This window comes from Superficieibacter sp. 1612_C1, from assembly GCF_015234305.1.
Taxonomy (GTDB): domain Bacteria; phylum Pseudomonadota; class Gammaproteobacteria; order Enterobacterales; family Enterobacteriaceae; genus Superficieibacter.
In genome coordinates, this window is record NZ_JADGMI010000007.1 from 84,544 (window position 1) to 108,900 (window position 24,357).

The 24,357-nt window shown below is 54.3% G+C and carries 24 protein-coding genes and 1 other annotated feature; of the genes, 13 read left to right on the top strand and 11 right to left on the bottom strand.

The window, feature by feature from the left end; all coding sequences use genetic code 11:
* Window positions 1-8: 8 nt before the first annotated feature.
* Complete coding sequence (rnm, locus tag INT84_RS21840) at window positions 9-878, bottom strand: RNase AM (RefSeq protein WP_194208439.1); 870 nt, start codon at window positions 876-878, stop codon at window positions 9-11.
* A 159-nt stretch (window positions 879-1,037) separates the two neighbouring features.
* Window positions 1,038-1,133, top strand: a sequence feature (Trp leader region).
* Between the two features lie 23 nt (window positions 1,134-1,156).
* On the opposite strand from rnm, the gene INT84_RS21845 reads away from it, so the two are divergent.
* Genes INT84_RS21845 through trpA form a run of 5 tightly spaced genes read left to right on the top strand, consistent with a single transcriptional unit; the run spans window position 1,157 to window position 7,689 of the window.
* Window positions 1,157-2,719 (top strand): anthranilate synthase component 1, encoded by a 1,563-nt coding sequence (locus INT84_RS21845; RefSeq protein WP_194208440.1) that lies wholly within the window; start codon window positions 1,157-1,159, stop codon window positions 2,717-2,719.
* Window positions 2,719-4,314 (top strand): bifunctional anthranilate synthase glutamate amidotransferase component TrpG/anthranilate phosphoribosyltransferase TrpD, encoded by a 1,596-nt coding sequence (gene trpD / locus INT84_RS21850; RefSeq protein WP_176918189.1) that lies wholly within the window; start codon window positions 2,719-2,721, stop codon window positions 4,312-4,314. Before INT84_RS21845 ends, trpD begins: the two co-directional genes overlap by 1 nt.
* On the top strand, window positions 4,315-5,676 hold the full coding sequence (trpCF, locus tag INT84_RS21855; RefSeq protein ID WP_194208441.1) for a bifunctional indole-3-glycerol-phosphate synthase TrpC/phosphoribosylanthranilate isomerase TrpF: 1,362 nt from the start codon (window positions 4,315-4,317) through the stop codon (window positions 5,674-5,676).
* Between the two features lie 10 nt (window positions 5,677-5,686).
* Entirely contained in the window at window positions 5,687-6,880 is a 1,194-nt protein-coding gene (gene trpB / locus INT84_RS21860; protein ID WP_194208442.1) for a tryptophan synthase subunit beta, read from the top strand.
* Entirely contained in the window at window positions 6,880-7,689 is an 810-nt protein-coding gene (trpA, locus tag INT84_RS21865) for a tryptophan synthase subunit alpha (RefSeq protein WP_176918190.1), read from the top strand. The genes trpB and trpA overlap by 1 nt, the downstream gene beginning before the upstream one ends.
* 2 nt (window positions 7,690-7,691) lie before the next feature.
* Here trpA and INT84_RS21870 read toward each other — a convergent pair whose 3' ends face one another.
* On the bottom strand, window positions 7,692-8,177 hold the full coding sequence (locus INT84_RS21870) for a MarR family winged helix-turn-helix transcriptional regulator (protein WP_194208443.1): 486 nt from the start codon (window positions 8,175-8,177) through the stop codon (window positions 7,692-7,694).
* Between the two features lie 75 nt (window positions 8,178-8,252).
* Here INT84_RS21870 and INT84_RS21875 point away from each other — a divergent pair, with 75 nt between their 5' ends.
* Window positions 8,253-9,194: a zinc-binding alcohol dehydrogenase family protein gene (locus INT84_RS21875; protein ID WP_194208444.1), complete on the top strand. Its 942-nt coding sequence runs from the start codon at window positions 8,253-8,255 to the stop codon at window positions 9,192-9,194.
* 149 nt (window positions 9,195-9,343) lie between these two features.
* On the opposite strand, the gene INT84_RS21880 is transcribed toward INT84_RS21875, so the two are convergent.
* Window positions 9,344-9,976 (bottom strand): hypothetical protein, encoded by a 633-nt coding sequence (locus tag INT84_RS21880; protein ID WP_194208445.1) that lies wholly within the window; start codon window positions 9,974-9,976, stop codon window positions 9,344-9,346.
* A 184-nt stretch (window positions 9,977-10,160) separates the two neighbouring features.
* The gene (gene ompW / locus INT84_RS21885) at window positions 10,161-10,796 is read right to left on the bottom strand and encodes an outer membrane protein OmpW (RefSeq protein WP_194208446.1); all 636 of its coding nucleotides are present in this window, start codon (window positions 10,794-10,796) and stop codon (window positions 10,161-10,163) included.
* A gap of 435 nt (window positions 10,797-11,231) precedes the next feature.
* On the opposite strand from ompW, the gene INT84_RS21890 reads away from it, so the two are divergent.
* From INT84_RS21890 to yciA, 3 genes are read left to right on the top strand one after another with little or no spacing between them, the layout of a single operon-like run.
* A complete protein-coding gene (locus INT84_RS21890; RefSeq protein ID WP_194208447.1) occupies window positions 11,232-11,975 on the top strand; it encodes a YciC family protein in 744 nt (247 codons plus the stop codon).
* 44 nt (window positions 11,976-12,019) lie between these two features.
* Window positions 12,020-12,559 (top strand): septation protein A, encoded by a 540-nt coding sequence (locus INT84_RS21895; RefSeq protein ID WP_194208448.1) that lies wholly within the window; start codon window positions 12,020-12,022, stop codon window positions 12,557-12,559.
* A 52-nt stretch (window positions 12,560-12,611) separates the two neighbouring features.
* Complete coding sequence (gene yciA, locus INT84_RS21900; RefSeq protein ID WP_194208449.1) at window positions 12,612-13,010, top strand: acyl-CoA thioester hydrolase YciA; 399 nt, start codon at window positions 12,612-12,614, stop codon at window positions 13,008-13,010.
* A 33-nt stretch (window positions 13,011-13,043) separates the two neighbouring features.
* Here the strand turns inward: yciA and INT84_RS21905 are convergent, their stop codons facing one another.
* Window positions 13,044-13,580, bottom strand: a complete 537-nt coding sequence (locus INT84_RS21905) for a YniB family protein (RefSeq protein ID WP_194208450.1) — start codon at window positions 13,578-13,580, stop codon at window positions 13,044-13,046.
* Window positions 13,581-13,729: 149 nt separating this feature from the next.
* Here INT84_RS21905 and hxpB point away from each other — a divergent pair, with 149 nt between their 5' ends.
* The 3 genes from hxpB (at window position 13,730) to INT84_RS21920 (ending at window position 16,659) form a co-directional block, all read left to right on the top strand.
* Window positions 13,730-14,398 carry a hexitol phosphatase HxpB gene (gene hxpB, locus INT84_RS21910; protein WP_194208451.1) on the top strand — a complete coding sequence of 223 codons (669 nt, stop codon included), beginning with the start codon at window positions 13,730-13,732 and terminating at the stop codon, window positions 14,396-14,398.
* Between the two features lie 151 nt (window positions 14,399-14,549).
* The gene (locus tag INT84_RS21915; RefSeq protein WP_194208514.1) at window positions 14,550-15,128 is read left to right on the top strand and encodes a metal-dependent hydrolase; all 579 of its coding nucleotides are present in this window, start codon (window positions 14,550-14,552) and stop codon (window positions 15,126-15,128) included.
* Window positions 15,129-15,267: 139 nt separating this feature from the next.
* Window positions 15,268-16,659, top strand: a complete 1,392-nt coding sequence (locus tag INT84_RS21920; protein ID WP_194208452.1) for an L-cystine transporter — start codon at window positions 15,268-15,270, stop codon at window positions 16,657-16,659.
* 31 nt (window positions 16,660-16,690) lie between these two features.
* On the opposite strand, the gene cedA is transcribed toward INT84_RS21920, so the two are convergent.
* On the bottom strand, window positions 16,691-16,936 hold the full coding sequence (gene cedA, locus INT84_RS21925) for a cell division activator CedA (RefSeq protein ID WP_176918200.1): 246 nt from the start codon (window positions 16,934-16,936) through the stop codon (window positions 16,691-16,693).
* 197 nt (window positions 16,937-17,133) lie between these two features.
* Here cedA and katE point away from each other — a divergent pair, with 197 nt between their 5' ends.
* Window positions 17,134-19,392 (top strand): catalase HPII, encoded by a 2,259-nt coding sequence (katE, locus tag INT84_RS21930; protein ID WP_194208453.1) that lies wholly within the window; start codon window positions 17,134-17,136, stop codon window positions 19,390-19,392.
* 35 nt (window positions 19,393-19,427) lie between these two features.
* Here katE and chbG read toward each other — a convergent pair whose 3' ends face one another.
* From chbG to chbC, 5 genes are all read right to left on the bottom strand, one after another.
* Complete coding sequence (gene chbG / locus INT84_RS21935) at window positions 19,428-20,186, bottom strand: chitin disaccharide deacetylase (RefSeq protein ID WP_194208454.1); 759 nt, start codon at window positions 20,184-20,186, stop codon at window positions 19,428-19,430.
* Between the two features lie 16 nt (window positions 20,187-20,202).
* Window positions 20,203-21,555, bottom strand: coding sequence for a 6-phospho-beta-glucosidase (locus tag INT84_RS21940; RefSeq protein WP_194208455.1), 1,353 nt, complete (start codon window positions 21,553-21,555; stop codon window positions 20,203-20,205).
* Between the two features lie 113 nt (window positions 21,556-21,668).
* Window positions 21,669-22,493: a transcriptional regulator ChbR gene (gene chbR, locus INT84_RS21945; protein ID WP_194208456.1), complete on the bottom strand. Its 825-nt coding sequence runs from the start codon at window positions 22,491-22,493 to the stop codon at window positions 21,669-21,671.
* A gap of 27 nt (window positions 22,494-22,520) precedes the next feature.
* A complete protein-coding gene (chbA, locus tag INT84_RS21950) occupies window positions 22,521-22,868 on the bottom strand; it encodes a PTS N,N'-diacetylchitobiose transporter subunit IIA (protein WP_194208457.1) in 348 nt (115 codons plus the stop codon).
* A gap of 50 nt (window positions 22,869-22,918) precedes the next feature.
* Window positions 22,919-24,277, bottom strand: a complete 1,359-nt coding sequence (gene chbC, locus INT84_RS21955; RefSeq protein ID WP_194208458.1) for a PTS N,N'-diacetylchitobiose transporter subunit IIC — start codon at window positions 24,275-24,277, stop codon at window positions 22,919-22,921.
* Between the last annotated feature and the right edge of the window lie 80 nt (window positions 24,278-24,357).

The following is a 24,357-nucleotide window of genomic DNA, read 5'->3' on the forward strand; positions in this document are numbered from 1 at the left end:
CTTCCCTCTCAATCGGTGTTCTGCGGCTGTTCCCACTGATGCCACACGCCTTCCACACCGGCAGGTAGCCAGAGCTTGCGTCCAAGCTCGATCCACGAGCAGGGCTGGTGAAAATCCGAGCCCTGCGAGGCCAGCAGACCGAACTGCTGAGCATAAGCCGCAAGCTGCGTGCGCTCATTGGGTCCCTGCTGGCACTGGGCGACTTCCATCGCATCCCCGCCGCGTTCGGCAAAGTACGCCAGCAGTCTTTTCAGCCACTTAGCGGAAAGATCGTAGCGCCCCGGATGGGCCACTACCGCTTTACCGCCAGAATGATGAATCACATCAATAGCTTGATCTATTGTACACCACTGAGGAGGAACGTATCCGGTTTTCCCGCGCGCAAGGTACTTTTTAAAGACGTCGGCCATATTACCGGCTTTTCCCGCCTCCACCAGAAAACGGGCAAAATGGCCCCGGGTGACCGCGCCGCCCGCCGCCAGTGCTAACGCCCCTTCCCACGCGCCGGGAATATGCGCTTTTTCCAGCCGCTCGGCGATAAGTTTCGCGCGCTGCTGACGGCGTTCTTTTTGCTCCGCCAGAAAGGCGATCATTCGCGGATGGTGGATATCAATATTCAGGCCGACAATATGAATTTCGTGATTTTCCCAGACGGTAGAAATCTCTACGCCGGTAATCAGCCGCAGCGCCAGCCCGGCGCGGGCAATTTCCGCCTGCGCGGCAGGGATCGCGTCAATACTGTCGTGATCGGTAATGGCCAGCGTACCGATGCGCATGTCAACGGCGCGGTGAACGAGGGCTTCAGGCGACAGCATGCCGTCAGAGGCGGTGGTATGGCTGTGCAGATCATAAATAATCGCGTAATTGGTCTCGCTCAAAAAACGGCTCCGTCAGAGATAAAAAGTGTTTCGCGGCCCATCATAACGGCTGGCGAGGATTTTCTGAAATGAGCGCTTGACATTATTTTCATGAACTAGTTAACTAGTACGAAAGTTCACGAAGAAAAGGTATCTGAGATGAAAGACATTTTTACTCTGCACGGTTGGTGGCGTACTCCCTGTTAACGGGCTGTATCATCACGTCTGCACTTTGCAAACAGATACCAGGCCCGCCACTTAAGCGGGCTTTTTTTTGACCAGAATAAATGAGAATAACAATGCAAACGCAAAAACACACTCTCGAACTTCTGACCAGCGACGCGGTTTACCGCGAAGATCCCACTGCGCTTTTTCACCAGCTTTGTGATGCGCGGCCAGCCACGCTGCTGCTGGAATCCGCGGATATCGACAGCAAGGACGATTTGAAAAGCCTGCTGCTGGTGGACAGCGCATTGCGAATTTCCGCGTTAGGTGACACTGTCACCATTACCGCACTGAGCGATAACGGTGCGGCATTGCTGGCGCTGCTTGATACTGCGCTGCCAGCCGGCATTGAAAATACCCCGCTGGCGAACGGCCGCACCCTGCGCTTCCCGGCGGTGAGCACCTTATTAGATGAAGACGCCCGGCTGTGTTCGCTGTCAGTCTTTGACGCGTTTCGCCTGTTGCAGGAGCTGGTGAGTGTGCCAGCAGACGAACGTGAAGCGATGTTCTTCGGCGGTCTGTTTGCCTATGACCTGGTGGCGGGTTTTGAAGATTTACCGCAGCTTAAGAGCGATACCGCCTGCCCGGACTACTGCTTCTACCTCGCCGAGACGCTGCTGGTTATCGATCATCAGAGTAAAAAGACGCGCATTCAGTGCAGCCTGTTTACACCGCTGAGCGAAGAGAAAGCGCGCCTGACCCGGCGCATCGACGAACTGCGTCAGTTGCTGAATACCCCGCCGCAGCCGCTGCCGGTAGAGAAAATGGAGCAGATGCGCAGCACCTGTAACCAGAGCGATGAAGAATATGGCGCGGTGGTGCGTCAAATGCAGAAAGCGATCCGCGCGGGCGAAATTTTCCAGGTGGTGCCTTCGCGCCAGTTCTCGCTGCCCTGCCCGTCGCCGCTGGCCGCCTATGACGTGCTGAAGAAAAGCAATCCCAGCCCGTATATGTTCTTTATGCAGGATAACGACTTCACGCTGTTCGGCGCGTCGCCGGAAAGCTCGCTGAAGTACGATGCTGACTCACGGCAGATTGAAATTTACCCGATTGCCGGGACGCGTCCTCGCGGCCGTCGTGCGGATGGCAGTCTCGACCGCGATCTCGACAGCCGCATCGAACTGGAAATGCGTACCGACCATAAAGAGCTGTCAGAGCATTTGATGCTGGTGGATCTGGCGCGTAACGATCTGGCACGTATCTGTACGCCGGGTAGCCGTTACGTGGCGGACCTGACCAAAGTTGACCGCTATTCCTTCGTGATGCATCTGGTCTCCCGCGTGGTCGGCGAACTGCGTCACGATCTGGATGCCCTGCACGCCTACCGCGCCTGTATGAATATGGGCACCCTGAGCGGCGCGCCAAAAGTGCGGGCGATGCAGTTAATTGCCGGGGCCGAGGGTAAACGTCGCGGCAGCTACGGTGGAGCGGTGGGCTACTTCACCGCGCACGGCTCGCTGGATACCTGCATCGTTATTCGCTCCGCCTTCGTTGAGAACGGCATTGCCACCGTTCAGGCCGGTGCTGGCGTGGTACTGGATTCGGTGCCGCAGTCTGAAGCCGATGAAACCCGTAACAAAGCTCGCGCGGTGCTTCGCGCCATTGCCACCGCTCACCACGCACAGGAGATTTTCTGATGGCTGATATTCTGCTGCTTGATAACATTGATTCGTTTACTTATAACCTGGCAGATCAGCTACGCTCCAGCGGGCATAACGTGGTGATTTACCGTAACCACGTCCCGGCGCAGACCTTAATCGATCGTCTGGCGACCATGGATAACCCGGTACTGATGCTCTCCCCCGGCCCCGGTGCGCCGAGCGAAGCGGGCTGCATGCCTGAACTGCTGATCCGCATGCGAGGCAAGCTGCCGATTATTGGTATCTGTCTTGGGCATCAGGCGATTGTCGAAGCCTACGGCGGTTATGTCGGCCAGGCGGGTGAAATTCTGCACGGTAAAGCATCCAGCATTGAACATGATGGTCAGGCGATGTTTGCCGGGCTGTCCAACCCGCTGCCCGTCGCACGTTATCATTCGCTGGTTGGCAGCAATATTCCGGCGGGGCTGACCATCAACGCTCACTTTGACGGCATGGTGATGGCCGTCCGTCACGATGCTGACCGGGTCTGCGGCTTCCAGTTCCATCCGGAGTCGATCCTCACCACTCAGGGCGCGCGTCTGCTGGAACAAACCCTGGCATGGGCGATGCAAAAACTGGAGCAGACCCATACTCTGCAACCGGTGCTGGAAAAACTTTACCAGGCGCAGACCCTGAGCCAGCAGGAAAGCCACCAGCTTTTCTCCGCTGTGGTGCGCGGCGAGCTGAAGCCAGAGCAACTGGCTGCCGCGCTGGTGAGCATGAAAATTCGCGGCGAGCATCCGAATGAAATCGCCGGTGCGGCCACCGCGCTGCTGGAAAACGCCGCGCCCTTCCCGCGTCCCGATTATCCGTTTGCTGATATTGTGGGCACCGGAGGCGATGGCAGCAACAGCATTAATATCTCCACCGCCAGTGCCTTTGTTGCCGCGGCCTGCGGCCTGAAAGTGGCGAAGCACGGTAACCGCAGCGTTTCCAGTAAATCCGGCTCGTCGGATTTGCTGGCCGCCTTCGGCATAAATCTGGATATGAATGCGGATAAGTCGCGTGAAGCGCTGGATGATTTAGGCGTCTGCTTCCTGTTCGCACCGAAATACCACACCGGTTTTCGCCACGCGATGCCGGTCCGTCAGCAATTAAAGACCCGTACCTTATTTAACGTGCTGGGTCCGCTGATTAATCCGGCGCATCCGCCGCTGGCGCTGATTGGCGTTTACAGCCCGGAACTGGTGCTGCCGATTGCCGAAACGTTACGCGTACTGGGCTATCAGCGGGCCGCCGTGGTGCACAGCGGCGGGATGGATGAAGTGTCGCTCCATGCGCCCACGGTGGTCGCGGAGCTGCACAACGGGGAAATCAAAAATTATCAGCTTACCGCCGCTGACTTTGGCCTGACGCCGTATCATCAGGAGGAACTGGCGGGCGGGACGCCGGAAGAAAACCGTGACATTTTAACACGCTTACTACAAGGTAAAGGTGACACCGCGCATCAGGCCGCCGTGGCCGCGAACGTCGCGATGCTGATGCGCCTGCACGGTGAAGAAGATTTACAGGCTAACGTACAAAAAGTATTGGGCGTATTGCGCAGCGGCGCGGCCTACGATCGCGTGACCGCACTGGCAGCAAGAGGGTAAATGATGCAAACCGTTTTAGCGAAAATCGTCGCCGACAAGACGATATGGGTAGAAAACCGTAAACAGCAGCAGCCGCTGGAAAGCTTTCAGAACGACGTGGTTGCCAGCCAGCGCGATTTTTACGCGGCCTTACAGGGCACACGCACCGCGTTTATTCTGGAGTGTAAAAAAGCCTCGCCGTCAAAAGGCGTGATCCGCGACGATTTCGATCCCGCGCGTATCGCTGGCGTATACAAACATCACGCCTCCGCCATTTCGGTATTAACCGACGAAAAATATTTCCAGGGCAGCTTTGATTTTCTGCCCATCGTCAGCGGCATCGCGTCGCAGCCGATTTTATGTAAGGATTTTATTGTCGATCCTTACCAGATTTACCTGGCACGTTTTTACCAGGCCGACGCCTGCCTGCTGATGCTCTCGGTGCTGGATGACGAACAGTATCGTCAGCTTGCCGCCGTGGCCCATAGCCTGAAGATGGGCGTGCTGACCGAAGTCAGTAATGAGGAAGAACTGGAGCGGGCGATTGCGCTGGAAGCAAAAGTGGTCGGCATCAATAACCGTGACCTGCGCGATTTATCAATCGATCTTAATCGCACCCGCGAGCTGGCTCCGCGTCTCGGTCACGGCGTAACGGTGATTAGCGAATCGGGCATTACGACCCACGCCCAGATCCGCGAACTGAGCCGTTTTGCCAATGGTTTTCTGATTGGCTCGGCGCTGATGTCGCATGACGATCTTAACGCCGCAGTACTGCGGGTTCTGCTGGGCGAAAACAAAGTGTGTGGCCTCACACGCCCCGAAGATGCCCAGGCCGCTCACCAGGCGGGGGCCATTTATGGCGGGCTGATTTTTGTTCCTTCGTCACCCCGTGCGATCGATGAAAGCCAGGCGCGTGAAGTAATAGCCAGCGCCCCGCTGCGTTATGTCGGCGTGTTCCGCAACGCGGAAATCGCCGACATTGTTGCCACAGCGCAAAACCTGAGCCTTGCCGCCGTGCAACTGCACGGCGATGAAAATCAGGATTACATCACCACACTGCGAGCTCAGTTACCGGCAGGCGTGGAAATCTGGAAAGCGCTGAGCGTCAGTCACAGTCTGCCCGCGCGCAACCTCAACCATGTTGATAAATACCTGCTGGACAATGGTCAGGGCGGTAGCGGTCAGTCATTCGACTGGACGCTGCTGGCGGGCCAGGATCTGAGCAATGTTCTGCTGGCGGGCGGGCTTGGCCCCGACAACTGCGTCGCCGCCGCCGGTACCGGCTGTGCCGGGCTTGATTTCAATTCCGGCGTAGAGTCTGCACCGGGTCGTAAAGATGCCAGCAAACTGGCCTCGGTTTTTCAGACGCTACGCGCCTATTAAGGAAGAGATGATGACAACATTATTAAACCCGTACTTCGGTGAATTTGGTGGGATGTACGTTCCGCAGATCCTGATGCCTGCCCTGCGCCAGCTGGAAGAAGCCTTTGTCAGCGCGCAAAAAGATCCTGAGTTTCAGGCCCAATTTACTGACCTGCTGAAAAACTATGCCGGTCGCCCTACCGCGCTGACCAAATGCCAGAACCTCACCGCTGGCACCAGGACCACCCTGTACCTCAAGCGTGAAGACCTGCTCCACGGCGGCGCGCATAAAACCAACCAGGTGCTGGGTCAGGCGTTGCTGGCAAAGCGGATGGGCAAAACCGAAATCATCGCCGAGACCGGCGCGGGCCAGCATGGCGTGGCCTCAGCACTCGCCAGCGCGCTGCTGGGGCTGAAGTGCCGTATCTATATGGGTGCCAAAGATGTTGAACGTCAGTCGCCGAACGTCTTCCGGATGCGGCTGATGGGCGCGGAAGTGATCCCGGTGTATAGCGGCTCCGCAACCCTGAAAGATGCCTGTAACGAGGCGCTGCGCGACTGGTCCGGCAGCTATGACAACGCGCACTACATGCTCGGCACTGCCGCAGGTCCGCATCCGTTCCCGACCATTGTACGTGAATTCCAGCGGATGATCGGTGAAGAGACCAAAGTGCAGATCCGCGAAAAAGAGGGCCGTCTGCCGGATGCGGTCATCGCCTGCGTGGGCGGCGGTTCCAACGCTATCGGCATGTTTGCCGACTTTATCGAAGAAGCCAGCGTCGGCCTGATTGGTGTTGAACCTGCGGGTCACGGTATTGAAAGCGGCGAGCACGGTGCGCCGCTGAAACATGGTCGCGTAGGTATTTACTTCGGCATGAAATCGCCGATGATGCAGACCGACGATGGACAGATTGAAGAGTCGTACTCGATCTCTGCCGGTCTGGATTTCCCGTCCGTCGGCCCGCAGCATGCTTACCTGAACAGTACCGGCCGCGCCGATTACGTCTCGATCACCGATGACGAGGCGCTGGAAGCCTTCAAGGCTCTGTGCCGTGAAGAAGGGATTATCCCGGCGCTGGAATCGTCTCATGCCCTGGCCCACGCGCTAAAAATGATGCGCGAAAATCCTGAAAAAGAGCAGCTGCTGGTGGTTAACCTTTCCGGCCGCGGCGATAAAGACATTTTTACGGTACACGATATTCTGAAAGCGCGAGGGGAAATCTGATGGAACGCTACGAACAGTTATTTGCCAGACTAAAAGACCGTCAGGAAGGGGCGTTTGTGCCGTTCGTCACCCTCGGCGATCCGTCGCCGGAACAGTCGCTAAAAATTATTGATACGCTGATTGAAGCGGGCGCTGACGCACTTGAGCTGGGCATTCCCTTCTCCGATCCGCTGGCCGATGGCCCGACCATTCAGAACGCCACCCTGCGCGCTTTCGCCTCTGGCGTAACGCCGGGCCAGTGCTTTGAAATGCTGGCAACCATCCGCCAGAAGTATCCGGATATTCCCATTGGCCTGCTGATGTACGCCAATCTGGTGTTTAGCGGCGGTATCGATGAGTTTTACGCCACTTGCGAACGCGTTGGCGTGGATTCGGTGCTGGTCGCCGATGTGCCGGTCGAAGAGTCTGCGCCCTTCCGCCAGGCCGCGATGCGCCATAATATTGCGCCTATTTTTATCTGCCCGCCGAATGCGGACGATGAACTCCTGCGCCTGATCGCCTCCCATGGCCGTGGCTATACCTATCTGCTCTCCCGCGCGGGCGTAACCGGGGCGGAAAATCAGGCCGCCCTGCCGCTGCACCATCTGGTCGAGAAGCTGACCGAATATCACGCCGCGCCGCCGCTTCAGGGCTTTGGCATCTCCGCGCCGGAGCAGGTTACTGCCGCGATAGGCGCTGGCGCGGCGGGGGCGATCTCCGGCTCGGCCATCGTCAAAATCATTGAAAACAACCTGAATGCGCCTGAGCAAATGCTGAGCGAGCTGAAAGCATTTGTGCAAAAAATGAAGGCTGCCACGCCGCACGCCTGATCTTAAGACCGTCCGGCTTGCGGGCTGGACGGTTGCTCTTCCATTACGCCATCCGCATATTTACGCACCAGTCGAAACAGCGCTTCCACCTCCTGTGGCGGCCAGTCGCTAAAAATCTGATTCATCAGCCGATGACGCGCATGTTGAATGTTCCCAAGCAGACGTTCTCCCTGCGGGGTAACCGTGACCTCGCTGACCCGCCGGTCATGCTCGCCTGCCTGTTTATGCGCCAGCCCAAGCGTTTCCAGACGTTTCACCTGCCGACTGACGGTGGTGTAATCCCTGCCCAGCCGGGCAGCGAGGTCAACCACCCCGACCGGACCATAACGACCGATGGTCACCAGCAGCGGAAAAAGCGTTTGATCGAGGCGCACGTTCGCCTCTTTCAGCAAGTTTTCATCACGCAACGGATGGTTCATTACGCTGATGATATCCAGCAGCGCGCCGTGAAAATCAGTAATGTCGTAATTTTTATGTGCATCTTGCATATAAAATCCAGCAGAGTATAGTGCCGTTATTGAATATGTGCATTTTACACCTATTAACGTAACGGAGGAATACCGATGAAAGCAGCCGTAGTTTTCGACCCCGCAACGGGGCCGGTATATGCTGATTTTCCGCGCCCTGGCGCGGATGCCAGCCATCGACTAATTCAGGTTCAGGCGGCAGCGATTAGCCATGTGGTTAAAAGCCGTGCGGCGGGCACCCATTATAGTTTCAACACTACACAACCCTTTATCGCCGGGATTGACGGTGTCGGCCTTACCCAACAAGGAGAACGGGTCTGGTTCGTCATGCCGCCCGCGCCCTGGGGCAGTATGGCGGAGTGGACCCTGGTGCCGCCTGAACATTGCCTGCCGCTACCGGAGGCGCTTTCTTCTGTCGATGCGGCGGCAATGGGCAATCCTGGTATGTCGGCATGGGCGGCACTGGTAAACCGCGCCGGGTTTCAGGCGGGAGAAACGGTGCTGATTAACGGCGCTACCGGCAGCGCAGGACAACTGGCAGTGCAAATCGCCCGTCATCTTGGTGCGAAAAAAATTATCGCCAGCGGGCGTAATCCCGCGGCGCTGGCGCATTGCGGTGCAGATGTCAGCCTGCTGACCGGCGCAGACGATCTGGCGGCGCAGCTGGCAGAACAGGCCGCCGCACAGATTGACGTGGTGATTGATTATTTGTGGGGAGACAGCGCGTTGCAGATCCTGACCGCGCTGGCAAAACACACGCCATCAACCCGGCCGGTACGCTACGTGCAGGTAGGTTCACTGTCGGGAGCGGACATTAGCCTGCCGGGGGCCGTATTACGTGCAGCCCCGATACAATTGATGGGCAGCGGCATCGGTAGCCTGTCGATGGCTGAGCTGGTCTCGGCAACCGCGCAGATGTTTCAGGCCGCCATCCCCGGACGATTAACCATCGCCACCACGCCCTGCCCGTTAAGCAATGTAGCTGCGGCCTGGGCTGCTGACGACAGTAAAAAGCGCACGGTGTTTACGCTGGCTTAACGTCCACAGAAAAGAAGGGGTTGATTCTGAAGATGATAAAGATTATCTTTCTCACTACCGAATAGTTGAGCGAAATACTCAGGTATTCGGTACGACATTGCTCACATTGCTTCCAGTATGACTTGCCCGCCTTTACGGCGGGCTTTTTTTTAGCGGCTGGCGTGGGCGACAGAAAGCTCAGCTTCGCGTTTTTCGCTTTTCATGAGATCCCAGGTGATCAAGAACAGACCCACCATAAAGGGGATTTCATACAGTTCTTCAATCAAATCCTGATACTGTCTGACGTGCAAAAAGAGCGGTGCGATTAGCCGATGATGCTCTACGGAATCAGAAATCAGGAATGTAATCACCACGATAAGCACCATCCACAGCGGCACCTCCGCAGTGCGGAGTTTCAATGCAATCTCTTTGCGTAAGGTGGAGGACAGAATAACCGGCAGCGCCAGCGCTGCGATCAGGATCACCGAAATCGTCCTGAACAGCAGTTTTGGCTCATGGGGAAAATAGTCCCGTCCCCAGCTGGTGCTTCTGCCCAGCAAAACCAGCCACCACACCACCGCCCACAGCCAGAACTGCCGGGAGCCGTTTTCAAGCGATAGCGGCCTGATATAGGCAGCGGTAAAAACCGCGCCAAACAACAGCCACAGCGCCTGACCATTTTCTATCCATTCCACGACTTTACCGTGAAGCAGCGGCAAATGCGCGTCTGCTGCAAACGGAAACAGGACTGCCAGCAGGAGCAGAAAAAATGCTGCTGCGGAAAATTGCTTTTTCAGTGTCATATGCCGCCACTACTTAAGGACAAATTAAGGAAAGTCTCAGGCAGCGATAATAACCCTTTTAGATGAATACGCATTATCTAAGTGTGCCAGCGATGCTGTTCATCGCATAAAAAGCTTTTATAGCTAAATCGGAAGGGCGATAAAACAAGGAACTGGCCGACTGCGGCCAGTTTGTAACAAAGAATTAAAAGCGATAGCCGGCTGAGAACATAAATACCCACGGATCGAGGCGGGTATTAACATTCTGCTGTACCCCACCCGCTTTAAACTTCACTTCGGTATCAATATCCATGTACCAGACCGACATATTGATCAGCCAGTCGCGGTTGATAAGATAATCCAGCCCGACCTGTCCCGCTGCGCCCCAGGAATCTTTCAGGCTGAGATCGGACAGACCAGCGTCCTTACCGGTATCGTTAAAGCTTTCATCGAAGAACGTCGTGTAGTTGACGCCCGCACCAATGTAGGGCCGCACTTTACTGCTGGAATCGCCAAAGTACCACTGAGCCATTAAGGAAGGTGGCAATTGATGGACGGTCGCAATATCGCCGGTTGGTCCAGTACCTACTTTATGACGAAACGGCGTCGCGGCCAGCAGTTCTACCCCAACATTATCCGTCGCCATATACGTAAGCGTCAGGCCCATTTGGGTATTGTTGTCCACATTAAACCCGCCGAGGCTGCCCAGCACGTTATCCGACCCTTCAGTCGGTCGAACCGTTGCTGAACCGGCACGAATGAAGAACTCACCCGCCTCGTGCGCCCATGCTCCGCCAGAGAGACTGCTTAAGATGACTGCCGCCAGCGCAATTTTTTTCATATCCACTCCTTCGTTATGGTTTTATCAGGCGCGGCAAATATACCTACAAAGAAGTAAAAGTGATCCAACTTAGATCACATTTAACCTTGAGATTTAACCTTTATTGATCTGGATTAATTTTTACGTGCATGATGCAAACCTTCTTTTCATAACCACATCAATTTTCGCAAAATTTGCGTATAAAACCCTTGCCCTTATGCTGCCGTCATTCACATAACTGATGAATAACGCCCACGGGTAAAACGTGCCTGCACCGACAGAGAGGGTGAAGATGGCCTGCAACCTGCGCCAGTGCAGCCGTGTTGATCGCGATGAGAGAGTAAGTATGGTCAACATCTTTTTTACAAAGACTGACCTTTACGGATGCTGCCACTGATGAGTTATCCAGGGTACAATCGTCCGCTTAATAACGCCTGCAAAACTCAAGGAGAGTGCATGTCTATCACGGCGAAGTCCGTTTACCGTGACACGGGTAATTTTTTTCGTAATCAGTTCATTACCATTTTGCTGATTGCTTTATTGTGTGCATTTATCACGGTGGTGCTTGGCCATGCTTTTTCACCGAGTGAGGAGCAGCTTTCTATCCTGAGCGAGGGTGACAATCTGGCCGGTAGCGGCGGATTGTTTGAACTGGTACAGAGCATGACGCCAGAACAGCAGCAGGTTTTACTTCGCGCCTCGGCCGTATCAACTTTTTCCGGGCTGGTGGGCAACGCGCTGTTAGCGGGTGGCGTGCTGCTAATGATTCAGATGATATCTGCCGGACAACGCGTCAGCGCCCTGCGGGCTATTGGAGCCAGCGCGCCGGCACTGCCTAAGCTGTTTTTGCTTATTCTTCTGACCACCTTTCTGGTGCAGATAGGCGTAATGCTGATCGTGGTGCCTGGTGTCATTCTGGCTATCGTGCTGGCCTTTGCGCCGATTATTCTGGTCCAGGATAAAATGGGGGTTTTTGCATCAATGCGCAGCAGCATGCGTCTGGCGTGGGCAAATATGCGTCTTGTTGCGCCCGCCGTCATTTGCTGGCTGCTGGCAAAAGTGCTGCTCCTGATGCTGGCATCGCATTTTGCCGCGCTGACGCCGCTGCTGGGGGCCGTGGTGGCGAACACGCTGAGCAATCTGATTTCCGCGATGCTGCTCATTTATCTGTTTCGTCTGTACATGCTTATTCGCCCTTAACCCTGTCGCTCGCCAGGCGAGCGTCATTACTACGGAATCGTTGTATGAAGCAGTTTCTGGATTTTTTACCGCTGGTCGTCTTCTTTGCCTTTTACAAGCTGTACGACATTTACATGGCGACCACCGCGCTGATTATCGCCACGGCAGTGGTACTGATTTATAGCTGGCTGCGCTATCGCCGGGTCGAGAAAATGGCGCTGATTACCTTTGTACTGGTCGCTGTGTTTGGGGGATTAACGCTTTTCTTCCATAACGATGAATTTATTAAGTGGAAGGTGACCGTTATTTATGCACTGTTTGCCGGAGCGCTGTTGTTCAGTCAATGGGTCATGAAAAAGCCGCTGATCCAGCGCATGTTGGGTAAAGAGCTGACGTTACCTGCCGCCGTCTGGTCGAAGCTTAACATTGCCTGGGCGCTGTTCTTTATTCTTTGCGGGCTGGCAAATATCTATATCGCCTTCTGGCTGCCGCAAAATATCTGGGTCAATTTTAAAGTGTTCGGCCTGACCGCGTTGACGCTGGTATTTACCCTGCTGAGCGGCGTGTATATCTACCGGCATATGCCGCAGGATGATAAGCCCTGATTTTTTAACCCGGTTTAGGCCGGGTTTTCTTTATTAAACGACTGGAACAACCATGACAACCACCAACGATGCGCCGCAGGGCGAACTGGTTTTACGTACGCTGGCGATGCCGGCCGACACCAATGCCAACGGCGATATCTTCGGCGGCTGGCTGATGTCGCAGATGGATATAGGCGGCGCGATCCAGGCAAAAGAGATTGCTCAGGGCCGCGTAGTGACCGTGCGGGTGGATGGTATGACCTTCCTGCGTCCGGTGGCGGTGGGCGATGTGGTGTGCTGCTACGCCCGCTGCGTTAAGCGCGGCACGACGTCGGTGAATATTAATGTCGAAGTGTGGGTTAAAAAAGTCTCGTCCGAGCCGATTGGTCAGCGATATAAAGCAACCGAGGCGCTGTTTATTTATGTGGCGGTAGACAGTGACGGCAAACCGCGGCCATTGCCTGCGGCGTAAAGTTTCGCCCGGCGCAATGCCGGGCAAAATCGGTCAAATAAAGCCGAGTAGCGAAAAGAAAAAGTAGCCAATGATCAGGACAATGACCGGCATGATGTACAGCGGCACAATTTGCAGGAAAATCGTATGCCGCGGCACCACGATGCGTGATTCGATCTGCTCGCGGGTCATCCCATCCGGCCCTTTCGCTTTTTCGAGGATCATCTGATCTTCCACCCCTTCACGCAGAAAACGCGCCTGACGGCTCATCCGCGCGCCGGAAGATTGCAGCGCCAGCCCGACAAAGATGAAGGCAAAGATAATCCAGAACATCAGGTTGAGGCCGTGACTAAACTCCGGCTGCGGTGAGTTGTACCAGAAAAAATTGAGAAACGGCGTGTTAAAACGCATCATTTCAATCATCACGTGCGCAAAATCCAGCATGACAGCGTTGATTCCCGCCTGTTTTTCGCTGTGCGCGTACATGAATTTCAGAACCGAGATGAGGGTAGAAACGACGGCTGGAATAAATATCACCCAACCCGCAATCCGTTTGATAATTGCGATGCGTCCAGCCTGTTGATACGTCATGGATTCCCCTTATAAAGACGCTTTGTTATCGCTGCTAATTCTACCCGCTGCTGCCACTTTTCGCCCGATTTTTAAAAGCAATATGCTATAACAACGCATAGCTTTCATGTGGTAAACATTTTAAGAGTGGACCCCTGAGGAGGGATGCAATGACGGTTCAGCGACAAATTCTCGCCGCAATTTTTGATATGGATGGTTTATTAATTGATTCCGAGCCCTTATGGGATCGGGCTGAACTGGAGGTGATGGAGGGCCTCGGGGTGGATATCTCCCGGCGCGATGAGCTGCCCGACCTGCTCGGCTTGCGCATCGATATGGTGGTGGATCTGTGGTACGCCCAGCAGCCGTGGAATGGCCCTGGTCGCGACGACGTCACCGCCCGTATTATCAGCCGCACGATGAATCTGGTGGAAGCGGCGCGTCCGCTGTTGCCCGGCGTGCGTGAAGCCGTGGCGCTGTGTAAAGCCGAAGGGCTGAAAATCGGGCTGGCGTCCGCCTCTCCGCTGTCTATGCTGGAAAATGTGCTCACCATGTTTGGCCTGCGTGATGATTTTGACGCGCTGGCGTCGGCGGAAAAATTGCCTTACAGCAAACCGCATCCGCAGGTGTATCTCGACTGTGCGGCAAAGCTCGGGGTCGATCCGTTAACGTGCGTTACGCTCGAAGACTCCGTCAACGGCATGATCGCCACCAAAGCCGCGCGGATGCGCTCGATTGTCGTCCCGGCGCTGGAGGACCAGCACGATCCGCGCTATGTTTTGGCGAACGTTAAATTGCACTCTCTGCTCGACCTGACCGTTCAGCATTTGCGCGGTTGATCCCCCAGGGCGTTCAGACCGAGCGCCCTTTCACTTTTTACCCGTCGGAACATGCAAATTGTGACATTGAGTTACAACGTCACCTCTTTCGCATACTGTATAAAAACCCTATACTGGATACATCGACAGTTTAGCGAGTCCAGTGATTATCATGACGGCGGAAGGCCATCTCCTTTTTTCCATTGCCTGCGCGGTTTTTGCCAAAAATGCCGAGCTTACGCCTGTGCTCGCGCAAGGGGACTGGTGGCATATTATCCCTTCAGCCATTTTGACCTGTCTGCTGCCGGATATCGATCATCCGCAATCCTTTCTCGGGCAACGCTTGCGCTGGATCTCAAAACCCATCGCGCGGGCCTTCGGGCATCGCGGTTTTACCCATAGCCTGCTGGTGGTATTTTGCGGTCTGACGATCTGCTATCTGAAAATACCGGAAAGTTTGGTGATCCCGGCCGACGCCGTGCAGGGTCTGGTGCTGGGTTATTTAAGCCATATTCTTGCCGATATGCTCACGCCCGCCGGGGTTCCGTTGCTGTGGCCCTGCCGCTGGCGCTTCCGCCTGCCGATCCTTGCGCCACGTAAAGGGAATCAGCTTGAACGCGTGCTGTGCATGGCGCTCTTTGCCTGGGCTGTCTGGATGCCGCAAAACCTTCCTGATAACAGCGCGGTACGCTGGTCATCCGGGATGATAAATTCGCTGCAAACCAGCTTTTATCGGTTGATACACCATTAATCGCATAAATTATCGTCTGTGCCAGACATTTTGATATAAGCCATTCCATTTGGATATAAGACCCCCATCACACTTCTGCTACTCTTGCGCCATCTGAGTCGGCGCTTCTAAGCCGACCGTAATAAACAGGAGAACGGGGATGAATTTTCCATTGATCGCGAACATTATCGTGTTCGTCGCCTTGCTATTTGTGCTGGGGCAAACCCGCCACAAACAGTGGAGTCTGGCAAAAAAAGTGCTGGTGGGTCTGGTGCTGGGCGTCATTTTTGGCCTGGCATTACAGTTTATTTATGGCGATGACAGCCCGGTACTCAAAAGCTCGATCCAGTGGTTTAACGTCGTGGGCAACGGTTACGTCCAGCTGCTGCAAATGATTGTCATGCCGCTGGTGTTCGCCTCGATTCTGAGCGCGGTGGCCCGTCTGCATAATGCCGCACAGCTCGGCAAAATCAGCGTGCTGACGATTGGTACGCTGCTGTTTACCACCCTGATTGCCGCGTTAGTCGGCGTTCTGGTCACCAATCTGTTTGGCCTCTCTGCCGAAGGGCTGGTACAGGGCGCGGCCGAGACGGCGCGTCTTAACGCCATCGAAAGTAACTATGCGGGTAAAGTCGCCGACTTAACCGTACCGCAGCTTATTCTCTCTTTCGTACCGAAAAACCCGTTTGCCGACCTGACCGGGGCCAGCCCAACCTCAATTATCAGCGTGGTGATTTTTGCCGCCTTCCTCGGCGTGGCCGCGCTAAAATTGTTGAAAGACGATGTGGAAAAAGGCCAGCGTGTTCTGACCGCCATCGATACGCTGCAAAGCTGGGTGATGAAACTGGTGCGTCTGGTAATGCAGGTAACGCCTTACGGCGTGCTGGCGCTGATGACCAAAGTGGTGGCCGGTTCAAACCTTCAGGACATTATTAAGCTGGGCAGTTTCGTTATTGCCTCTTATCTGGGCCTGGCGATCATGTTCGTCGTACACGGTCTTCTGCTTAGCGTTAACGGCGTCAGCCCGCTGCGCTACTTCCGCAAAGTGTGGCCGGTACTGACCTTCGCCTTTACCAGCCGTTCCAGCGCCGCCAGCATTCCGCTGAATGTTGAAGCGCAAACGCGTCGTCTGGGGGTGCCGGAATCCATCGCCAGCTTCTCGGCGTCGTTTGGTGCCACGATCGGCCAGAACGGCTGTGCCGGGTTGTATCCGGCGATGCTGGCGGTGATGGTTGCACCTACAGTGGGCATTAATCCGCTGGACCCGATGTGGATTGCCACGCTGGTGGGCATTGTGACGGTAAGCTCTGCCGGTGTCGCAGGCGTGGGCGGTGGAGCCACCTTTGCCGCGCTGATTGTTCTGCCTGCGATGGGGCTACCGGTTACTCTGGTCGCGCTGTTGATTTCGGTTGAGCCGCTCATTGATATGGGGCGTACTGCACTGAACGTCAGCGGTTCAATGACCGCCGGGACGCTGACAAGCCAGTGGCTGAAGCAGACGGATAAAACCGTACTGAACAGCGAAGATGAAGTGGAGCTGGCGCATCGCTAAACCCTGAGCCGGGCACCCTGCCCGGCTGCTATTACTCGCCCCCGACAATTTCCCCTTCCTGACGCATCTGCGTTGCCCAGCGCTGGGCCGCCTCCGGTACGCTGAAGGACTGCGAGCGCTGAAATTTCTCGCCCACCAGTACAAAGGCAACGTACTTGCCGCGCATAAGCCAGACGTCCTGAAAACCCTCCATCTTCACCGCATGTTCAGGCGGCGCGGGCTCGATGCGAGGCACGTAGCTGATGACAGGACGATTTTGTTGTCGAAGCGTTTTCATAAGCAGTTAATTCACTAAAGATCACAGCAAAAAAACTATGATAGCCGAAATGCCCCCCCGACGTCGCGTCAGGAGTGCGCGCTCTTCTCTTCTTTATATCCCCATCGCCCTGCCCATCGCTGAGATTGTTCTATAGTTAGAGAGGTTTTTCTTTAAGCAACTGCTCTTTTCAGAGATGAAAACAAGAGGCTTACGCAATGTCAAAAGATGATAAAAACAGCAAAAATCACACTTCTCCCGTCCATGATGAAAGAGAAGCACAACCGGGTCTGGATTCTCTGGCTCCGAAAGATGGCTCCCATCAGCCGGATCCTAAACCTACCGCTCCTGGTGAACAACCCACCGCGCCCGGCAGCCTGAAAGCGCCCGATGTCGAAAGCGATAAGTTAACGGCGCTGGAAAGCTTCCGTAAAGACAGCGAAAATCAGGCGTTAACCACCAACCAGGGCGTCAAAATTGCCGACGACCAGAACTCGCTGCGTGCCGGAAACCGGGGGCCGACGCTGCTGGAAGATTTTATCCTGCGCGAAAAGATCACCCATTTTGACCATGAGCGGATCCCTGAGCGCATCGTGCATGCACGCGGTTCCGCAGCGCACGGCTACTTCCAGCCCTATAAAGATTTAAGCGACATCACTAAAGCAGACTTCCTCAGCGATCCGCAAAAGAAAACGCCGGTATTCGTGCGCTTTTCGACCGTTCAGGGGGGAGCTGGATCGGCGGATACCGTGCGTGACATTCGTGGTTTTGCCACCAAGTTCTATACCGAAGAGGGTATTTTTGACCTGGTGGGGAATAACACGCCGGTGTTTTTTATTCAGGATGCCCATAAATTCCCGGATTTCGTCCATGCGGTGAAGCCTGAACCACACTGGGCGATCCCGCAGGGCGCGACCGCGCACGACACCTTCTGGGATTATATTTCTCTGCAACCTGAGACCCTGCATAACGTCATCTGGGCGATGTCCGACCGTGGTTTGCCGCGCAGTTTGCGCACGATGGAGGGCTTTGGCATTCATACCTTCCGTCTCATCAATGCTGAGGGAAAAGCGACGTTTGTCCGTTTCCACTGGAAACCGGTGGCCGGTAAAGCGTCGATGGTGTGGGATGAGTCGCAGAAGCTGATTGGTCGCGATCCGGATTTCCACCGTCGTGAGCTGTGGGAATCAATTGAAGCAGGCGATTATCCGGAATTTGAATTGGGATTCCAGCTGATCCCGGAAGAAGATGAGTTTAAGTTTGATTTCGATTTACTCGACCCGACCAAGCTGATCCCGGAAGAGTTAGTGCCAGTACAGCTGGTTGGTAAGATGGTCCTCAATCGTAACCCGGATAACTTCTTTGCCGAAAACGAGCAGGCCGCCTTCCACCCAGGGCATATTGTCCCGGGTCTCGATTTCACTAACGATCCTCTGTTGCAGGGCCGTCTGTTCTCCTATACCGATACCCAAATCAGCCGTCTTGGCGGGCCAAACTTCCACGAGATCCCGATCAATCGTCCGACCTGCCCGTACCACAATTTCCAGCGTGACGGTATGCACCGCATGGACATTGATACCAATCCGGCGAACTACGAACCCAACTCCATAAACGATAACTGGCCGCGTGAAACGCCTCCGGCGGCGAAGCGTGGCGGTTTTGAGAGTTATCAGGAGCGCGTTGACGGTAATAAAGTCCGCGAGCGTAGCCCGTCGTTTGCTGAATATTACTCCCATCCTCGCCTGTTCTGGAACAGCCAGACGCCAGTTGAGCAACAGCATATTATTGACGCCTTCAGCTTTGAACTTGGTAAGGTAAGCCGCCCTTATATTCGCGAGCGCGTGGTGGATCAATTGGTGCGCATCGACCTCAAACTGGCGCAAGCGGTGGCCGAAAATCTGGGCCTGACGCTGACGGATGAACAACTGGCGGTGACGCCACCGGCGGATGTGAATGGACTGAAAAAAGACCCGTCGCTGAGCCTGTACGCCATTCCTGGCGGCAGCGTTAAAGGACGCGTGGTGGGCGTACTGCTGAATGATAAGGTGAAGTCGGCCGATTTGCTGGCGCTGCTGAGCGGGCTGAAAGCGGAAGGCGTTCACGCCAAACTGCTTTATTCCCGTATGGGCGAAATTAAAGCTGATGATGGCAGCGCGCTGAACGTGATGGCAACCTTCGCTGGCGCGCCGTCGCTGACCGTTGATGCGGTGATTGTGCCCGGTGGCGATCTGAGCGGTCTGAAAGCCAGCGGTGAAGCGAATTACTATCTGCTGGAAGCCTATAAGCACCTGAAGCCTATCGTGCTGGCGGGTGATGCGCGCGAGTTTAAAACGGTACTGAACGTTGATGCTCAGGGTGAAGAGGGAATTGTTGAAGCCGACGCTATTTCTGCGGCGACGGTGAAAGAGCTCATTACCCTGCTGGCCGCGCATCGCGTGTGGTCACGTAGCAGCAAAATCGCCAGTATCCCGGCGTAACGAAAAACCGCAGCGCTGGCGCTGCGGTTTTATTTTCACAGATCGTTAAAGTTTCCCAGCCGGAAGCCCCGCGCGGTTACCGCCGCTTTTAACGACGGTGCCGTCAGTACCTCCAGCTCCTCCAGACGCGGATAGCAGTATTTGCTCTCCTGCAACGCCTTATCGACAAAACCGGGATGGCACATGACTTCAATTGACCGGTCGTTACGCGCAGCCGCGTTGTCCAGAATATCGAGGAAAAACGCCTCGTTGACATTTTCCGCATAAAAAGTACTGGCAAAGCCATCACTGCTGCGCTCGTCAGTGAGCATAATTGCGTTTTGCGCAACAACTTCACGATCGATACGCACCGGCAGCCCTTTCTCACCGGCAAATTTTGCGACGATGGTATACACCTGCGGGATCAGATGAACGTGATGATGGCTGTCGATATGCGTGGGCGCACGGCCAAAAACATCTAAAAAGCGCTGATACTGGCAGGCCAGTTCGCGCTCAACCTCCTGCGAATTTAATGCTCCCTGCTCTGCCACTTCCCAGACCCATTTCCCCAGCGTGCCGTCACGCGCCAGCGATGGCATGTCGGTTAAAGGACAACCAAAGCTGAGCACAAAATGTAACCCTACCCCGAGGTGCGGAACGTGCGCGCTGAGTTCTGCGGCGTGCTCCACCTCAGGCGCATTCATCATCGCCGTAGTGGACGTCACCACGCCATGACGCGCGGCCTCGATGATGCCGTAGTTAACGCCTTTGCTTAATCCAAAGTCATCAGCGTTGACGATCAGTAAATGTTGCACGTCGTGCCTCCTTTGTTTAACGCGATGATTTAATAGCCGCAATCGCCTTCGCAAAGCGCGGCAGATGCGCCTGATGCGCCAGCAGCAGTTCGCGTACCAGCACTTCTGCATCGTTGTCGGAACGCATCAATGGGTTCAGGTTCAGCGCCAGCATCGCGTCGTTAAACTCGCCGCTCAGTGCCGCCCTGCTTGCCGCTATTTCGAAACACTTGATGGAGTGGATCAGCCCCAGCACTTTCTCGTCAAAATGCGTGATACGCGGGTGCGGCGTTGCGCCGTCACGGCCCAGCAGGCAGGTCATTTCAACCGTCCAGTCCTGAGGAATATTCTGCACGCATCCCTGATGCGGAATATTGATGTAGTGCTCGGTCTGCTTGTCATTGTAAATCGCGTTTATCACTTCACAGGCGGCATCGGAGTAGTATGCCCCGCCGCGCTGCTCCAGCTCTGCCGGTTTTACGTTCAGCGCAGGATCTTTATATAACTCGAAAAGCTGTTTTTCCAGTTTCTGCACCACCTGAGCGCGCGCGCCGCCTTTATAGAATTCGCCCATCTCAATCGCCAGCATCTCTTTGTGCTTAAAGTAATACAGCAAATACGAACACGGCAGCAGATTCAGTGAACGGATCAGGCCCTCGTTAAACGGCAGGCCAAAGATATTCTTGACGGTTCTGGCGGTCAGCGTGCCGGATGCCACGCCGTCAATCAGCTCGGCAAAACGTGACTGACCGTTAACCAGCACATCCTTGATAAACACCATATGGTTCAGACCGAAGAGATCGATGGACAGGTCATCGCTATCTTCCAGTTTCAGCACGTCGTGGACGAACATTTTCATGCCGACCGGCACGTTGCACACGCCGATAAAGCGTTTAAAGTTAGTGTGGCGGTACACCGCCTCGGTCACCATCCCGGCCGGGTTGGTAAAGTTAACGATCCATGCGTTCGGGCAAATTTCCTCGACGTCTTTGATAATGTCAAAAATGACCGGAATGGTGCGCAGCCCCTTAAACAGACCGCCAGCGCCGTTTGTTTCCTGCCCCAGATAGCCGTGGCTTAAGGGAATACTCTCGTCTTTTTCGCGCGCTTTCAGCTGGCCGACGCGCAGCTGAGTGGTGACAAAATCAGCCCCCTGAAGCGCCTGGCGGCGATCCAGCGTTTTGAAGACTTTCAGCGGTACGCCCGCCTTTTCCACCATTCGCTGACACAGGGCATGGATAATATCGAGCTTCTCCTGTCCTTCTTCCACATCCACCAGCCATAATTCGCTGACGGGCAGTTCATCATAGCGTTTAATAAAACCTTCGAGTAATTCCGGGGTATAGCTGCTGCCGCCACCGATAGTGACCACTTTTAATTTCTGGCTCATACTTTTTTCCTCGTGATCCATTGCGATGAATGCAATTACTCCTCCACATTCATCGCGGATATTAATTTTACTGTCGCATAGCTACGGGAAAATACCGTAGCGTGTGAATTGTTTTACTTGATGACCGTCAGTCGCTTGCGATAATTGCTTGGGGTAAAGGATGTCAGCTTTTTGAATGTTTTAATAAACAAACTTGGGCTACTGTACCCTGACTCATAGGCAATATCGGTGACAGTGTAGTTCGTAATCTCAAGCTGTTTCATAGCAAAGTTAATGCGGATGTCATTAATGATCTGCATTGGCGTTTTGCTATAGTAACGCTGAGTTGCACGTGTTAAATACTCCTGAGTCTTTCCGGAAAGCGCGACCATATTTTCAAGCGCCCCCTCGCCAAACTTCATTTTATCGTGCATGGCTTCTACCGTTGTTTTCAGCCACTGTGGTATCACATCCTGCGATTGATCTTCACGATAATGCCGCAAACGGTTAATAATATAAAAAGACACAACTTCTATAAACTCATCAAATTCAGTTTCGCGAAAATTCAGCGAAGCGATCACTGATTCGATATAGTTGAGAAATGTATTTTTAACAGAGTAAACCTGCGAAGCGACCAGGCAGTATGGCATCAACGGCTGATAGTGGGTGGCAAAAAATTCTTTGCTTATCCCCACATTCAGAATGCGCGTCGCCCCAAACTCATAAAAGCTCTGGTGATGCGAACCTAACGGGATAAACACAAAATCACCACGCTCAAGCAGAACCCGCTTACCGTTGATCTCTTGGTAGTAGCGCCCCGTAAGCACCAGCGTGAACTCATAGTAGTCGTGCTGGTGCAGACCACTCACGCTTTCCGTTTTGTTGTAGATGAAGACATGAAAATTGCGGCCGTTAAACAGTTGCTGTTCCCGTGCGGTGTTAATTTCCATGGTCATCATCTTCGGCTGCCTTAGTGTATTGATAACCTATTGTACCTTCTCGTGAAGTTCGATCAATTCAGCAATCAGCTCGCGGGCCAGCATTGACGTCATAAGATGATCCTGCGCATGAACCAGCACCAGGCTCACCTTCATCTTCCCCTCGCCTTCATCACTTTCAATGAGCTGGGTCTGTACCCGGTGCGCGTCACTCAGGGCAATGCGCGATTGCTCCATCGTCTGTTTTGCCGCCGTAAAATCGCCCTGTTTGGCTTGCTTGAGCGCCGTATAAGCCAGACTACGCGCCTGACCTGAATTGATAATCAGCCCCATCACGACTTCTTCGAGGTCATTTTCCTGCACAGGTTCTGCCGTGATATTGTCCAGATCAAACATACATTTTCCTTTTTACAATGGCGGTATGGGCTTCCCCATACCGCGTGTCATCAGAATTTCAGTGCATTCGCGATATCTTCTTCGCTCTCTTCTTCCTCAATAACTGCCTGCGCCTTATTCGAGACCATAACAAACGGCAGGTAAATGAGCGTTGCGATAGCTAAGTTGACCAAGGCGACTAACAGTGCTGCGACACTGCCGTTACTGTTAAAGAACGCCCCCAAACCGGTGGGCATTGTCCATGGCGCAAGGTTAGTCACCGGAGGAATAATACCCATCGAATAGGCGGCAAGGGTAACCGCAGCCAGTATTGGCTGAACCAGCACGAACGGTATGAACATAACCGGGTTCATAATAATTGGCAGGCCAAAAAGGATCGGTTCGTTGATCTGAAAGATACCCGACGGCAACGCCAGTTTTGCGACCTGACGGTGATCCGCGCGACGAGAGGCGATGAAGATGGCAATGATCAGACCCAACGTTGCACCAGAACCACCCAGCAGAACATAAGAGTCAAGCATGGGTTTAGCCCAGAAGTGGAACTGGTGTCCTGCCGCTATCGCCGCGTCAACGGAACCGTACTGGTTATACAGCGCAATGTTTTCCAGCGCCCATGGCGTCATAATGCCGTTATCCAGCGCGGTCAGCGCCAGGGAACCATGCACACCAAAGAACCACAGTAACGTGTTGAATATGACATATGCCCAACCAACGACGCCGCCCATCGCTGCCAACGGCTTCGAGATGGAGTCCATGATGATCTGATGGAAGTTACTGCCGTAAGAGGCTAACAGCCAGGAGATAACCCCGAAAATACAGAGAATAATAAAGCCTGGGATCAGCGCGGAAAAAGAACGGGATACGGAGGAAGGCACACTATCTGGTAGGGTGATCACCCAGTTACGACGAATAACGAAGGTGAACATTTCAGCCACGACCAGACCAATAATCATGCCTGAAATAATATTCTGACCACCAAGCCAGTTCGCCCCAACCGCATAGGCTTCCCCAACGCTGAAGGGCGTTACGGTCATAAACGCCGCCACCGCCAGTAACCCTGCCGCCATTGGATCGACTTTGCGTTCTTCAGCAAGCGCGGACCCAATAAAGAAGGGAGCCATCAGTGACATAATGCCGAGGGTACCGTTATAGACGTTGCCGCCAATGCCTTTAAAGCTATTTAAGGTTTCAATGGTTGACGCATCCAGCCGTATTCCCATTGAATAAAAGAAAGAACCTTCGCCAAAGCTCAAAAATACGTTATTGATGAGAACAAACATGGCCCCTGCGAGGGTCAGCGGCATTAATTTAATAAAGCCATTTTTAATGGCATTGATGTGCGGTTGCTTGCCTATTTTTACAGCAAAAGGAAGCAGCACCTTTTCAAGCGAATCGATCACTTTACTCATAATGAATACCCTTAAAGGCCGCAATCAATTTGCGGCGTTTAATAATGAAATAACTCTTTGACGGGAAAAATAATAAAAAA